The organism is Microvirga sp. RSM25, assembly GCF_044784385.1.
In the GTDB taxonomy this organism is placed as follows: Bacteria; Pseudomonadota; Alphaproteobacteria; order Rhizobiales; family Beijerinckiaceae; genus Microvirga; species Microvirga tunisiensis.
Genome location: NZ_CP173039.1, coordinates 1,142,285 through 1,155,436 on the forward strand (window position 1 = coordinate 1,142,285; position 13,152 = coordinate 1,155,436).

17 protein-coding genes are annotated in these 13,152 nt (G+C 63.2%); 11 read left to right on the plus strand and 6 right to left on the minus strand.

The window, feature by feature from the left end; all coding sequences use genetic code 11:
* The first annotated feature begins 68 nt into the window (after nt 1–68).
* From gatA to ACD578_RS05560, 3 genes are all read left to right on the plus strand, one after another.
* A complete protein-coding gene (gene gatA, locus ACD578_RS05550; protein ID WP_404291606.1) occupies nt 69–1,601 on the plus strand; it encodes an Asp-tRNA(Asn)/Glu-tRNA(Gln) amidotransferase subunit GatA in 1,533 nt (510 codons plus the stop codon).
* 5 nt (nt 1,602–1,606) lie between these two features.
* Nucleotides 1,607–1,906 (plus strand): hypothetical protein, encoded by a 300-nt coding sequence (locus ACD578_RS05555; RefSeq protein WP_404291608.1) that lies wholly within the window; start codon nt 1,607–1,609, stop codon nt 1,904–1,906.
* A gap of 166 nt (nt 1,907–2,072) precedes the next feature.
* Nucleotides 2,073–2,948, plus strand: coding sequence for a DMT family transporter (locus tag ACD578_RS05560; protein ID WP_404293710.1), 876 nt, complete (start codon nt 2,073–2,075; stop codon nt 2,946–2,948).
* A 10-nt stretch (nt 2,949–2,958) separates the two neighbouring features.
* On the opposite strand, the gene ACD578_RS05565 is transcribed toward ACD578_RS05560, so the two are convergent.
* Both ACD578_RS05565 and ACD578_RS05570 read right to left on the minus strand, forming a co-directional pair.
* Complete coding sequence (locus ACD578_RS05565; RefSeq protein ID WP_404291610.1) at nt 2,959–3,486, minus strand: hypothetical protein; 528 nt, start codon at nt 3,484–3,486, stop codon at nt 2,959–2,961.
* 161 nt (nt 3,487–3,647) lie between these two features.
* Nucleotides 3,648–3,968: a hypothetical protein gene (locus ACD578_RS05570; protein ID WP_404291612.1), complete on the minus strand. Its 321-nt coding sequence runs from the start codon at nt 3,966–3,968 to the stop codon at nt 3,648–3,650.
* A 336-nt stretch (nt 3,969–4,304) separates the two neighbouring features.
* Between ACD578_RS05570 and gatB the strand changes: the two genes are divergently transcribed.
* From gatB to ACD578_RS05590, 4 genes are all read left to right on the plus strand, one after another.
* Nucleotides 4,305–5,780: an Asp-tRNA(Asn)/Glu-tRNA(Gln) amidotransferase subunit GatB gene (gene gatB / locus ACD578_RS05575; protein WP_404291614.1), complete on the plus strand. Its 1,476-nt coding sequence runs from the start codon at nt 4,305–4,307 to the stop codon at nt 5,778–5,780.
* A gap of 63 nt (nt 5,781–5,843) precedes the next feature.
* Entirely contained in the window at nt 5,844–6,500 is a 657-nt protein-coding gene (locus ACD578_RS05580; RefSeq protein ID WP_404291616.1) for an SGNH/GDSL hydrolase family protein, read from the plus strand.
* Nucleotides 6,475–6,981: a GNAT family N-acetyltransferase gene (locus ACD578_RS05585; protein WP_404291618.1), complete on the plus strand. Its 507-nt coding sequence runs from the start codon at nt 6,475–6,477 to the stop codon at nt 6,979–6,981. The genes ACD578_RS05580 and ACD578_RS05585 overlap by 26 nt, the downstream gene beginning before the upstream one ends.
* 37 nt (nt 6,982–7,018) lie before the next feature.
* Nucleotides 7,019–7,333, plus strand: a complete 315-nt coding sequence (locus ACD578_RS05590; protein ID WP_404291620.1) for a hypothetical protein — start codon at nt 7,019–7,021, stop codon at nt 7,331–7,333.
* Between the two features lie 81 nt (nt 7,334–7,414).
* Here the strand turns inward: ACD578_RS05590 and ACD578_RS05595 are convergent, their stop codons facing one another.
* A complete protein-coding gene (locus ACD578_RS05595) occupies nt 7,415–8,827 on the minus strand; it encodes an adenylate/guanylate cyclase domain-containing protein (RefSeq protein ID WP_404291622.1) in 1,413 nt (470 codons plus the stop codon).
* Between the two features lie 212 nt (nt 8,828–9,039).
* Nucleotides 9,040–9,450, minus strand: coding sequence for a DUF4345 domain-containing protein (locus tag ACD578_RS05600; protein ID WP_404293711.1), 411 nt, complete (start codon nt 9,448–9,450; stop codon nt 9,040–9,042).
* 106 nt (nt 9,451–9,556) lie between these two features.
* Between ACD578_RS05600 and ACD578_RS05605 the strand changes: the two genes are divergently transcribed.
* Nucleotides 9,557–10,198 carry a glutathione S-transferase family protein gene (locus tag ACD578_RS05605; protein WP_404291624.1) on the plus strand — a complete coding sequence of 214 codons (642 nt, stop codon included), beginning with the start codon at nt 9,557–9,559 and terminating at the stop codon, nt 10,196–10,198.
* The gene (locus tag ACD578_RS05610) at nt 10,195–10,653 is read left to right on the plus strand and encodes a GNAT family N-acetyltransferase (protein WP_404291626.1); all 459 of its coding nucleotides are present in this window, start codon (nt 10,195–10,197) and stop codon (nt 10,651–10,653) included. Before ACD578_RS05605 ends, ACD578_RS05610 begins: the two co-directional genes overlap by 4 nt.
* A 128-nt stretch (nt 10,654–10,781) precedes the next feature.
* On the opposite strand, the gene ACD578_RS05615 is transcribed toward ACD578_RS05610, so the two are convergent.
* Complete coding sequence (locus ACD578_RS05615) at nt 10,782–11,033, minus strand: hypothetical protein (protein ID WP_404291628.1); 252 nt, start codon at nt 11,031–11,033, stop codon at nt 10,782–10,784.
* A 187-nt stretch (nt 11,034–11,220) separates the two neighbouring features.
* On the opposite strand from ACD578_RS05615, the gene ACD578_RS05620 reads away from it, so the two are divergent.
* On the plus strand, nt 11,221–11,928 hold the full coding sequence (locus tag ACD578_RS05620; protein ID WP_404291630.1) for a glutathione S-transferase N-terminal domain-containing protein: 708 nt from the start codon (nt 11,221–11,223) through the stop codon (nt 11,926–11,928).
* A 188-nt stretch (nt 11,929–12,116) separates the two neighbouring features.
* Here the strand turns inward: ACD578_RS05620 and ACD578_RS05625 are convergent, their stop codons facing one another.
* Nucleotides 12,117–12,521, minus strand: a complete 405-nt coding sequence (locus ACD578_RS05625) for a DUF2147 domain-containing protein (protein WP_404291632.1) — start codon at nt 12,519–12,521, stop codon at nt 12,117–12,119.
* A gap of 168 nt (nt 12,522–12,689) precedes the next feature.
* On the opposite strand from ACD578_RS05625, the gene ndk reads away from it, so the two are divergent.
* The gene (gene ndk, locus ACD578_RS05630; RefSeq protein ID WP_152709111.1) at nt 12,690–13,112 is read left to right on the plus strand and encodes a nucleoside-diphosphate kinase; all 423 of its coding nucleotides are present in this window, start codon (nt 12,690–12,692) and stop codon (nt 13,110–13,112) included.
* The last annotated feature ends 40 nt before the right edge of the window (nt 13,113–13,152 follow it).

The following is a 13,152-nucleotide window of genomic DNA, read 5'->3' on the forward strand; positions in this document are numbered from 1 at the left end:
CGATCATCCCCGGGCACGCGGAGCGCGACCGGGGATCCCGTGAAGATTATGGCGCCCTTTCGACGCCGATGAAGAGATCCAGTCCCGTGACCGAACTGACCCATCTCACGATTGCCGAGGCCCGCGACGGCCTGAAGGCCAAGACCTTCTCCGCGACCGAACTCGCGCAGGCCCATCTCGCCGCCATGGAGAAGGCGAGGGCGCTCAACGCCTATGTGCTCGAGACGCCGGAAAAGGCGCTCGCCATGGCCAAGGCCTCGGACGAGAAGATCGCCAGGGGTGAGGGCGGGGCGCTCGAGGGTATTCCGCTCGGCATCAAGGACCTGTTCTGTACGGAAGGCACGGTTTCGACGGCCGGCTCCAAGATTCTCGGCAACTTCATTCCGCCTTATGAATCGACCGTCACCAGGAACCTCTGGAACGACGGCGCGGTCATGCTCGGCAAGCTCAACATGGACGAGTTCGCCATGGGCTCCTCCAACGAGACCAGCGCCTTCGGGCCGGTCGTGTCGCCCTGGCGGCGCGAGGGTTCGAATGTGAGCGCGGGCGCATCCGGCGTCGTCGAGGGCACGCACCTCGTCCCCGGCGGCTCCTCGGGCGGCTCGGCTGCGGCGGTTGCCGCTCACCTGTGCCTGGGCGCCACCGCGACCGATACGGGCGGTTCGATCCGCCAGCCGGCGGCCTTCACCGGCACCGTCGGCATCAAGCCGACCTATGGACGCGTCTCGCGCTGGGGCACGGTGGCCTTCGCCTCGTCCCTCGATCAGGCAGGTCCGATCACCCGCACCGTGCGGGATTCGGCCATCATGCTGCGCTCCATGTCCGGCCCTGACGCCAAGGACACCACCTGCGTGGACCTTCCCGTGCCGGATTTCGAAGCTTCGGTTTCCCGCGGCGTGAAGGGCCTCAAGATCGGCATTCCGAAGGAATATCGCGTCGACGGCATGTCGCCCGAGATCGAGCAGCTCTGGCATCAGGGCGCTGAATGGCTGCGTGCCGCCGGCGCCGAGATCGTCGAGGTCTCCCTGCCGCACACCAAATACGCGCTGCCGGCCTATTACATCGTGGCGCCGGCCGAGGCCTCCTCGAACCTAGCCCGCTATGACGGCGTGCGCTACGGCCTGCGCGAGAACGGCCGGGACATCGTCGATCTCTATGAGAAGACCCGCGCCGCCGGCTTCGGCCGCGAGGTCAAGCGCCGCATCATGATCGGCACCTACGTGCTCTCGGCCGGCTATTACGATGCCTATTACGTTCGCGCCCAGAAGCTGCGCACCCTCATCAAGCGCGACTTCGAGGAGGTTTACGCTAAAGGAGTGCATGCGATCCTCACCCCCGCGACGCCGTCCGCCGCCTTCGGCATCGGCGAGAAGGGCTCGGGCGACCCGGTCGAGATGTACCTCAACGACATCTTCACCGTGACGGTGAACATGGCCGGCCTTCCCGGCATCGCCGTTCCGGCCGGGCGCGATGCTCAAGGGTTGCCGCTCGGCCTCCAGCTGATCGGCCGTGCCTTCGACGAGGAGACCCTCTTCGCCGCCGGTCAGGTGATCGAGGATTCTGCCGGCCGCATCACGCTGCCTCAAGCTTGGTGGGCGTAGACGACGTGCACCCCACCGTTCCCGTCATCCATCTCTGGGACTGGCTGCCCGCGGCGTTCGATCCGGTCCTGATCCTCATGGCAGTCTGGCTCGGCTGGAAGGCCGACCAGTTCGGCAAGGTGCTGATCATCGGCATGGCGGCGCTGGCGGTGTCGGCGCTCGTCTCCTGGGCGATCAGCAGCATGGGGCTGCCCTGGATCGCCCCCGTGCGCTCCGATGCACTCACCCTGTTCCCGGTCCGCTTCATCGCCGCAATGCTCTGGGCGAGCGGTGCCTATGCCGCCCGCCGGGTGGCGCGGCGGTAAGGTAGACCCCCGTTTCGGCACTGCGATAGTTCGATCGGCGCCGAAGCATCATGAGGCGACAATCTTCACAAGCTATGTCAGGTTCGCGCCGCTTTCCATCGCAGTGCTCGGACCTTCAATCATGGCGACGCGCCCCCTCTAGCCCAATCACGCCGTCGAGCTCGCACTGCTTGCGACCCTCGCGACGCTCTGGGCCTCGTCCTATAGCTTCATCAAGATCGGCATCGACACGATCCCGCCTATCACCCTGATTGCCGCCCGCACGCTGATTGCGGGCGGGATTCTCGTGCTCATCATGAGGTGGCGCGGGATCCGCTTGCCGCGGGATGCCGCGAGCTGGCGGAATTTTGCGGTTCAGGCCTGCCTCAACAGCGTCATTCCCTTCACGCTGATCGCCTGGGCGGAGAAGTCCATCGATGCCGGCCTCGCCGTGATCCTGAACTCGATGACGCCGGTCTTCACCTTCCTGATCACATGGCTCTGGTCCCGCCACGAGGCGACCTCGCTCCGCAAGTTCGCCGGGGTGGTCCTCGGCCTTGCCGGAACATGCATCATTGTCGGAAGTCAGGCCTTCACCCATGTCGGCCACGAACTGGCCGCGCAGCTCGCCGTCGTGCTGGCGACGGTCTGCTATGCGGGGGCCGCGATTTTCGGGCGCAACTTCAAGAACCTCGATCCCGTGGCTCCGGCCGCCGGATCGCTCCTGTCGGGGGCGATGATCCTGCTGCCCCTGAGCCTGATTGTGGACCGGCCATGGACCTTGGCTCCATCGGAGGCGTCGATCCTAGCCCTGGTCGGGCTTGCCGTGTTCTCGACGGCCATGGCCTTCGTCATCTATTTCCGCCTGATCCATACCCTCGGCTCGGTGGGCACCACGGCCCAGGCCTATCTGCGGGCTCCCATCGGAATTGCCATTGGAGCCTACTTCCTGGGCGAGAGCCTCAGCGGGGCGGCGTGGTTCGGGCTTCTCTTCATCCTCGCAGGCGTGGCTGCCATGACGATTCCACAAGGAAAGCGGAAGGCGGTCATTCAAGCTGCGTGAGGGCAGGGCGTCAGGTCTCGGCCAGTCCGGCGCCGGATCCTGCCGGGCTGCCAAGGGCGGTTGCGATCTCCGCCAGAGTCGCCTTCTCGGCATCGCTGACCGCAACGCCGCCGAAGCCGAGGAAGCCACCTTCCTTGCCGGCCTCCGCCGATTTCTGCGCAACGCTCCACAGCCAGGCTTTGAAGGCGGCAGCCTCGTCGGGGGCCTTGGCGTCGAGCAGGGTCGATACGGCGTGCAGCTCCTCGATGGCCTTACGCTTGATGTCGGCGAACTGGCTGCCCTTGAACTGCGCCTGGAAGGATTCGCGGACGGCGTTCCGGGTCTCCGTGTTGGCGATGTCGTCGGCGACGGCCTTTACGAGCGGCGCGGCCTGCGCATCCTGCTTCGCCTCCAGGAGCGCCCAGCCGCTCGACATGGATTCCTGCAGCAGGCTCCAGAGACCGCCCGGGTCCGCCGCGGTGATCGCCATGCTGGCGACGACCGGGCTTGCGACGAGACGAGACCATTCCTCAGGGGTGAAGCTCGATTTGCTGGCCATATGGCAATCCTCCTCGTGCGTTGCCGGTCGGGCAGGTTTTATCAAGCCTAACCGTTCGCGCTTCGGCTTGGTTCCTCACGAAGCGGGCGGGAGCTCACGCAAAAAATGGGCCTGACCCGGAGGTCAGACCCATCATGCGCAGCGTTACGCGAGACGCGAAGTTACTGCGGGTTGGCCGGAGCCGACGGAGCAGCCGGGGAAGCAGGGCTCGCCGGGGCTGCGGGAGCCGACGGAGTCGTCGGGGTAGCCGGAGCCGTGGAGCCGGTGCTCGGCGACGAGCTCTGCGTCTGGGTGCCGGTGCTGCCGGTGGTGCTCGGTTCGTTGCTGCCGCCATCATAGAAGAGGAAGGCCAGTAGGCCCAGCGCGACAACAAGACCGCCGATCACATAAGCAAGAGTGTTCGAACCGCGCTTCGTGTTATCGTAGACATTGGTCTCGCGATTGTAGACATTCGGTTCGCGATCCATAGGATCCATAGCCATTTTGAAACTCCTTGACCGTTTTACCTCCCGAACAACGCCGTATGTCGGATGGGGTTTCATCCGAGCGTGGCAATTATTTTCGATATCTGTGCATAAATTGTTTCTAATCTTAACGTTGGGTTAAGCAATCTGAACGCCCGTTCATCTTGAAAAGGGTTGACCCGTTCGAGGGGCGCTCTTACTCCGGGTAGAGCATCGTGCGGAAAAGTGGACCCGGTTTTTCCGCGCACAATGATGCTCTCATTTATGGAGACAGCATCGGATGGGTCCCAAAAGTGCAAATCCACTTTTGGGTCCGATGCTTCAGCAGAGGCGAGAGATAGAGGCGCAAGGTTCATGAACGCTCCGGTCAACCCTAAGAAGCTCATCAAAGGCGCGACAGGCGATTGGGAAATCGTCGTCGGGATGGAGATCCATGCCCAGGTGACGAGCCAGGCCAAGCTGTTCTCCGGCGCCTCGACGGCCTTCGGCGGCGATCCGAACAGCCACGTTTCCCTGGTGGATGCGGCCATGCCCGGCATGCTGCCCGTGATCAACGAGGAATGCGTGCGCCAGGCCATCCGCACCGGCCTGGGCCTCAAGGCCGAGATCAACCTGCGCAGCACCTTCGACCGCAAGAACTACTTCTATCCGGACCTGCCGCAGGGCTACCAGATCAGCCAGTACAAGAGCCCCATCGTGGGCGAGGGCGAGGTGATCGTGGACGTGCCCGAGAGCGGCGAGACGATCACCGTGCCCATCGAGCGCCTGCATCTCGAGCAGGATGCCGGCAAGTCGATCCACGATTTGCACCCCACCTTGAGCTTCGTCGACCTCAACCGCTCGGGCGTCGCCCTGATGGAGATCGTGTCGAAGCCGGACCTGCGCTCGGCGGACGAGGCGCGCGCCTATGTCACCAAGCTGCGCACGATCCTGCGCTATCTCGGCACCTGCGACGGCGACATGGACAAGGGCAACCTCCGCGCCGACGTGAACGTCTCCGTGCGTCGTCCGGGCGAAGAGCTCGGCACCCGCTGCGAGATCAAGAACGTCAACTCCATCCGGTTCATCGGCCAGGCCATCGAGGTCGAGGCGCGCCGCCAGATCGCGATCCTGGAGGATGGTGGCAAGATCGACCAGGAGACCCGCCTCTACGATCCGGGCAAGGGCGAGACGCGTTCCATGCGCTCCAAGGAAGAGGCGCACGATTACCGCTACTTCCCCGATCCGGACCTGCTGCCGCTCGAATTCGACCAGGCCTATGTGGACGAGCTGGCCCAGCACCTGCCGGAACTGCCGGATGAGAAGAAGGCTCGCTTCATGGCCGATTACGGCCTCTCGCCCTATGACGCGAGCGTGCTGGTGGCCGAGCGTGCCTCCGCCGACTTCTTCGAGGAAGTGGCGAAGGGCCGCGACGGCAAGGCCGCGGCGAACTGGATCATCAACGAGCTGTTCGGCCGCCTCAACAAGGAAGGCAAGGACATCACGGAATCCCCCGTGTCTGCGTCGCAGCTCGGCGCCATCATCGAGCTGATCGGCGAGAACGTGATCTCCGGAAAGATCGCCAAGGACCTGTTCGAGATCGTCTTCACCGAGGGCGGCGACCCGCGCGAGATCGTGGAGAAGCGCGGCATGAAGCAGGTGACCGACACGGGTGCCATCGAGAAGGCCGTGGACGAGATCATCGCCGCCAACCCGGACAAGGTGGAGCAGGCCAAGGCGAAGCCGACGCTGCTCGGCTGGTTCGTCGGCCAGACCATGAAGGCCACGGGCGGCAAGGCCAACCCGCAGGCTCTCAACGAGATCCTGAAGCAGAAGCTCGGGATCGAGTAAGGCCATTCGGCCAACCGGCGGAACGCAAAAGCTTCCGCCGGGCCTCATGGAGGCTCAGATCGCGTGACCTCGCAGCCCAATCCCTTCGCCCCGCATTGGCTGATCCGCGACATCGTGATCAGTTCGCACAAGTCCGCAGTGGGTCCGGGCGGGCTCCTCTTTGTCGGCGATTCCATCGTCGAAGGTTTCTACTGGAACCGTATCGGCGCGCTTCCGCTGCTCAATGCGGGCTATTCCGGCATCTGGACCAAGGCGCTGGAGCCGCGGGTGCCGCTTCTGCTGAATTCGGCGGAGCCCAGCATCGCCGTGCTCCTCGTCGGCACCAACGATTCCAAGAAGGATTGCACCGAGAGCGCACTCGACGGCGTCGCGGATCATTTCGAGCGGATCGTCGGACATTTCGAGGAAGCGAACGTTCCGGTCGTCGTGCTGACCCCGCCGCCCATCGAGCCGGCCAAGCGCCTGACGAGCTTCTATTCTCCCGATGCCATAGCGTCCCTGAGCCGCCGCATCGTGCAGATTGCCGACGGTCGCGTGGCCGGCATCGTCGATCTGCAGACCGCCTTTGCCGACGGGAACGGTGCGGCGAGGGAAGGGATGACGACCGACGGCATCCATTTGTCGGCGCAGGCCTATCGCCTGCTGCACGACATGCTTGAAACGACAATCGCCGCAACGACGGCGCGGAGGGGCAATGACGAAACCAGCAAGAAAAGTTGAAGACCAGCCGATCATCCGGCCCGTTGTGAATGCCGACGCACAGGATCTCTTCGGTCTCCTGTCGCTGTGCTACGCGGAATATCCGGGCTGCTTCGTCGATCCGCACGACGATCTGCCGGACCTGATCTCTCCCAGCTCATCCTATGCCGAGACGGAGGGCGCCTTCTGGGCGGTCGAGGATGAGCGCGGACGCGTCTGTGCCTGCGTTGCCATCGACTTTCCGAAGAGCGGAACGGCGGAACTGCGCCGGCTCTATGTGCGCTCCGACCGGCGTGGACAGGGGTTCGGGTCCTTGCTCGTGCGCCAGGCCGAGAGCCATGCCCGCGCAAGGGGCGCAGATCGCATCGTTCTCTGGTCGGACACGCGGTTCACGACCGCACACAGGCTCTATAAGCGATTGGGCTACACGCAGATCGACGGGCAGCGCCAACTCACCGATATTTCCAAATCAGCGGAATATCGGTTCGAGAAGGCACTTTGAGCTAACCGTCTGGCAAAATCGTCCAAGGTGGAGTATTATGTTCCAGCGGCTGATCGATCGGCCGCTTTTTTCATCAACCGCAGCCGAAGGAGGCGTCACATGGTTTTGCTCTTTGTTCCATGCACCCACGCCGCAATCCTTCCATTCAACGACGCTGCAGGTTTCGATGAAGCAGATTACACTGTCCCTCGTCTGGCTGACCATTCGCATTGATCTGATTCCGACCGTGCGCGAGCGCGGCCAGGCATCCGCCAAAACTCTCCCTCCCTCCGAGCTGCAGGCTTCCCTTCGCGCAAGGCTCAGTCCGCATTTGCTCAAGGATATCGGCGAGGACGTGAGCGGGCGCGACTGACGATGATCAACACTCGTTCGGAAGGATACGGGACGACCATATCCTTCCGCTCTCTACCATGAACAACGGTACGCCAGCCGGTCATGGGATCTCGTAGACCAGGAACTCGTCATTGATCCCGCGAAGCGATGTCTTCTGCAGGGTCGGCTGCAGACCCTGGCGGGCGATGACGCGCGAGACCTCCGGATTCTCGACAACGTTGTCCGTCGCGAAGATCGAGCGCGAGACCGCAAGCCCCTGGACGCGAGAGGCGATGTTCACCGTCTGGCCGAAATAATCCTGCCGGTCGTTCAGCGTCACCGCGAGGCACGGCCCTTCATGAATGCCGATCTTGAGCAACAGGTCTTCCTGGCCGCGCTGCTCGTTGAGGCTGTGCATCGCATCGCGCATCCGCAGCGCCGCAGAAATCGCGTGATCCGGTGTCGGGAACGTCGCCATCACGGCATCGCCGATGGTTTTTACGACGGCTCCGGCCTCGGCCGCGACGATCTCGTGGAGAACGCGGAAATGCTCGCGTACGAGATCGTAGGCCACGAGATCGCCGACGCGTTCGTAGAGTTCCGTCGAGCCTTTCAGGTCCGTGAACAGGAAGGTCAGGCTGGTGATCTTCAGGCGCTGATCGATGTCGAGCGTGTCGGTGCGGTAGAGATCGCGAAAAGTCTGGTTCGTGAGCAGGCGCTTTGCCGTGAGGAAAAGACGTCGCCGCTTCAGCATGTCGTGCAGTTCGTTGCCGGCCACCCAAACGGAGGGCAGGACGCGCCGGTTCGTGCGGTTCTCGAGCGAAATCCGCAACGGGCCCGGCTGCATGATGAGGGTATCGTTCTGCGGATGGCTCTCGTTGAGAACGAGCGAGATGCTCTGACGCTCGCGCGTCGGCTCGCCCTTCACGTCGATGAATTGAGCCGCATGCGTGACCGGCTCGATAACGATCACGAATTCCGCCGGGAGCTGCAACGACAGGATCGCTCTCTCACCGGGCGGGAGTTCCACCGCATCGAGCACGATCTCCTCGAGGAGGCGTTCGAAATCGTCAGGGAGATCGATGCCCGAGCTCCAGAAGATCTGGCGCATGTATTCATGCATGGGAAGGGTGTCGGGATCGTGGGCCGCGATCTTGCGCACCCGCGGGCTTACCGTGAACGTGACCTCGACCATCTCGTCGAGGGTCGGCTCATATCCGGCGGCACAGAGGGCGCAGCTGTATTCGCTCTGATTGATCGATTTGAGGCTCATTCCAGACTCGAGCACGCCGCCGCATCCGGGGCAGAGCACGTTCCACGACATCTCGAACAACCCGAGTCGGGCAGCATGAAGGAAGGCGCCGATGACGCGTTCCTCATCGAGCTTGTTCCTGGCCGCAAAGGCGAGAACGTTGATGTGGTTCAGTTCGTGATCCGTTGCCTCGCGGATCAGGCGCTCGATGGCATCGACGACATCGGTATCGACATCGGCGGATTGCCGGAGAATCGCGACGAATTTTTCGTCTTCGCTCATGATGGGGCCTTTTGCGGGATGCGGCCTGGGCCATCGACGATCCCGAGCATCCGGGTCGCGGACGCTCGCTCGTCCATCTGGGCTGTCAGACGGCACATGGCATGATGGTACGCCTTGACTACAAATCCTTATCCGACAAGATGATAGGCCCTTATTCCGGCAATGTGAGGGCAGCCGGGATCATGGCTGGACAATCCTGCGGCAGGCTGATCTCACACCTCCGCGACCCCATATTCCTCCGCATAGAGATTGGCGACCCGGGTCTGCCACAGGCACAGCACCGGCGCGACGACGAGCTCGACGATCAGGCCGCCGATCATGAAGAGCGAGGGCAGCCCGGTCAGCCCCAAGCCGATCAGACGACCTACACCTCCGATGACGACAAGCAGGGTCAGCAGTCGAAAGCGGCCGGTTCTGATCTCGATGGAGGGCAGGGTGCTCCAGAAGCAGAGGCCGATGCCGAGGAGCAGACCGGACAGGAACCGGAAATGGCTTTCCGCCGAGATGCTCACCGCGTCGCCCGTGAGCGCCTGCCCGAACAGGACGCCGTAAAGGCCTGCAGCAACGGGAATGGTGGCCACAATCGCCACGCTCTGCTGCAACAGTTTCCGCTCGCGTTCCATGCTGGCCATGACATCCCCCGTTGCATGGGATTCTGCTCCTTCCCGAGCGAGACACAATCGATTAGGTTCCCCAAACACAGAATTTTCTCATACGGGGGAGCGCATCATGCCGGCACGGTTCGAATTGCACGGGTTTGCCTTTTCGGGGCCCACTTACAAGGTCGCTCTTACCCTGTCGCTCATGGGCGAACCGTTCGATTACGTGCACGTGAACATGATGGAGGGCGAGCATAAGCAGCCTCCTCATCTGTCCCGGCAGCGCTACGGCCAGGTGCCCCTGCTGGTCGACCGCAACAACGGACGCCATCTGTGCCAGTCGGCGGCGATCCTGGAATATGTCGCCGACATGACGGGCCGGTTCGGCGGGGCCAATCTCGACGAGCGCCTGCAGGCCCGTGAGTGGATGTATTGGGATTTCGATCGTCTGGCTGCGCCCTTGTACAAAGCCCGCGTGGTCAAGCTGGGCTTCCGCAAGGCCCCTGCCGAAGTGGTCGAGGATTGCCTCGCAGCGGCCAGGAGTGCTTTAGGAGTTCTGGAAAGCCATCTCGCTGGCCGCGAATGGCTGGTCGGTGAGGGCGCGACCGTCGCCGATATCGACATCTACGGCGTCGTGGCATTTGCCGGCGAGGCGGGACTCGATATGGCCGAATATCCCCAGGTGACCGCCTGGGCGAAGCGCGTCGAGGCGTTGCCCGGCTTCAAGGCGCGGGCGGATCTGCTGCCGATGGAATCGCGGGAGGCGGCATGAGCGCCCTGTCGATCCGCGAAGCGCAGGCCGGCGATCTCGAGCCGATCATCCGCCTGCACGAGGAGGACGAGCTGGGCTCGCACGGGGACGTCTGGTCGCCGGAGACCCGGCCGGCCTATGAGGCCGCCTTCGCGGCCATTCAGCGTAGCCCCGACAACAAGCTGTTCGTGGCGGTCGATGGCAGCGAAGTCGTCGGCACGTTCCAGCTCACCTTCATCCCCAACCTCACCGGGCGCGGCGCCATGCGCGTGAAGGTGGAGAGCGTGAAGGTGAAGGCGGCGCGGCGCTCGGGCGGCATCGGCGCGCAGATGATCACCTTTTGCGAGGACTACGCCCGCACCCACGGAGCGGCTGCGATGGAGCTGACCTCCAACAAGACCCGCAAGGACGCCCACCGCTTCTACGAGCGGCTTGGGTTTTCGCGCAGCCATGAAGGCTTCAAGAAGAAGCTGTGAGGACAAGGCTCTTTCGCGTCATGGCCGGACTTGTTCCGGCCATCTCGATTGGAAAAGCGCAGCGATTCTCGGGCCGAGATCACCGGCACAAGGCCGGTGATGACGAGGTTGTGTCTCCCGAAGATGCCTCAGGTCTTCATGCCGCCCTTCAGGCGCGTGTTGCACTCGCTCCAGAATTTCGGCCACTTGGCGTCCTTGGCGAGCTTGCCGCCGGCCTTGGCCTCCTTCCACTCGGCGCTGCATTTGGTCATGCGCTCACGAGCGGCGAGCTGCGCTGCCGTCGGCTCCTTCTTCGGCTTCATCTCCGTGGCGGCCTGAGCGGCGCCTGCCATGGACAAAGCCATCGCGGCGGCGAGAGCGGAGCTCACAATTCGGTTCATCGTCGGATCCCCCTTGGCGCATTTTAGCGTCATGGGGCATCTCATGATGAAACAATAAAACATGCAAGCGCCAAAGGGCAGCCATGCAGGCTTTCCACGGAATTTCATTGAAGGCGGTGGTGTCAGTTCCGATCTTATGTCTTAACGTCCGGCACGAACCTGTGCGTTACGCAAGGAGAGGCAATCCATGGCGGCTTCCACGCAGCAACCGATCGATCTCTATTACTGGCCGACGCCGAACGGGTGGAAGATCACCATCATGCTCGAGGAATGCGGGCTGCCCTATGCAATCCACCCGATCAATATCGGCAAGGGCGATCAGTTCCAGCCTGAGTTCCTGGCGATCTCGCCCAACAACAAGATGCCCGCCATCGTCGACCACGACGGACCCGGCGGCCAGCCCATCTCCGTCTTCGAGTCCGGGGCGATCCTGCAATATCTCGGCCGCAAGACCGGACAATTCTATCCGCAGGACGAGCGGGCACGGGTCGAGGTCGATCAATGGCTGTTCTGGCAGATGGGCGGCTTCGGCCCCATGCTCGGCCAGACCCACCATTTCCGGATCTATGCGCCGGAACAGGTGCCCTATGCCATCGACCGCTACACCAACGAGACCAACCGCCTCTACGGTGTGCTGAACAAGCGCCTTGAGGACCGGGAATTCGTGGCCGGCGAGTATTCCATTGCCGACATGGCCATCGCCCCGTGGGCCAAGCTGTGGGAACGCCAGGGCCAGAACATCGACGAATTTCCCCACGCGAAGCGCTGGCTCGAAACCGTTCTCGCTCGTCCGGCAGTCCAGCGCGGCATCGCGGTGAGTTCCGGCGACCGCGAGAAGACCGACCTGACGGACCCGAAGGTTCAGGCCGTGCTGTTCGGCCAAAGGGCGCGGTGAGGCCTGTCACCGTTTCCTTCGCCTTGCGGGGAGGGGTAATGCGACGGCATGAGACCTTTCCGGTCCTGGCCGGCCTCGTGCCGGTGATGACGAGGGAGGGAGAGCATTGCCCATACTCGTCGGGCGCATCGCCTCGACTTTGCGACCCCACCCTTGACCCCTCCCCGCAGGGGGAGGAAGAAGATGCCTCAATTCGTCTTCGTCCAGGTCTGCGACCGGCAGATCAGGCCGCCGAGGACGCAGCCGGAGAGCTGCAGGGTGTTCGGGCTCATCACCTTGAGCTTGCCCGTATAGGTCTTGCCGTCCTGGGGATTGTAGAGCTGACCGCTGAAACCGTCGCTGGACGGCCTGATGTCCGAGATCATCTGGACGCCCACCATGCTGCGCTCCCGAAGGTTCGGGTCCGGATTGTTCGTGTCCTTCTGGTAGGTGGAGGACACGATGATGCCGCACAGAGCGGCGCCGCATTTGGCAATCCTCACGCGGGTATCGCCGCTCTGCGTGAGCCATGTCCCGCTCGGATCGGGCGACCGGGCCTGCGCAGGAAGCCCCAGCAGCGCAAGGCCGAAGGCCGCCAGAATCGCTTGTTTCATCGAGAATTCCCTCTATCTCGGTCTTCACCGGGCCGATCAACCAGAAGAGTAGGGGAGGCCATTAAGCTTTCCAAGCGGGCGAGGGCAAAAGGCGCTTGAGGGCAGGGGGCCTCGTCGCTATAAGCGCCGCACCTCATTATTTCCCCATTCCCATAAAAGCGAGTTGTCATGGCCATCGAGCGCACTTTCTCCATCATCAAGCCCGACGCGACCGAGCGGAACCTCACCGGCGCCGTCAACGCCGTCATCGAGAACGCCGGCCTGCGCATCGTGGCGCAGAAGCGCATCCTCATGAGCCGTCGCGAGGCCGAGACCTTCTACGCGGTCCACAAGGAGCGCCCCTTCTTCGGCGAGCTCGTGGACTTCATGATCTCGGCTCCGGTCGTCGTCCAGGTTCTCGAGGGCGAGAACGCCGTGCTCCGCTACCGCGAGATCATGGGCGCCACCAATCCGGAGAGCGCTGCCGAGGGCACGATCCGCAAGCTCTATGCCAAGTCCATCGGCGAGAACTCGGTCCACGGCTCCGACAGCCAGGACAACGCCAAGATCGAGATCGCCCAGTTCTTCTCGGGCAACGAGATCGTCGGATAAGCTCTCAAGAGCCTGCTGACCTAACGTTTAGGCCGCCTTA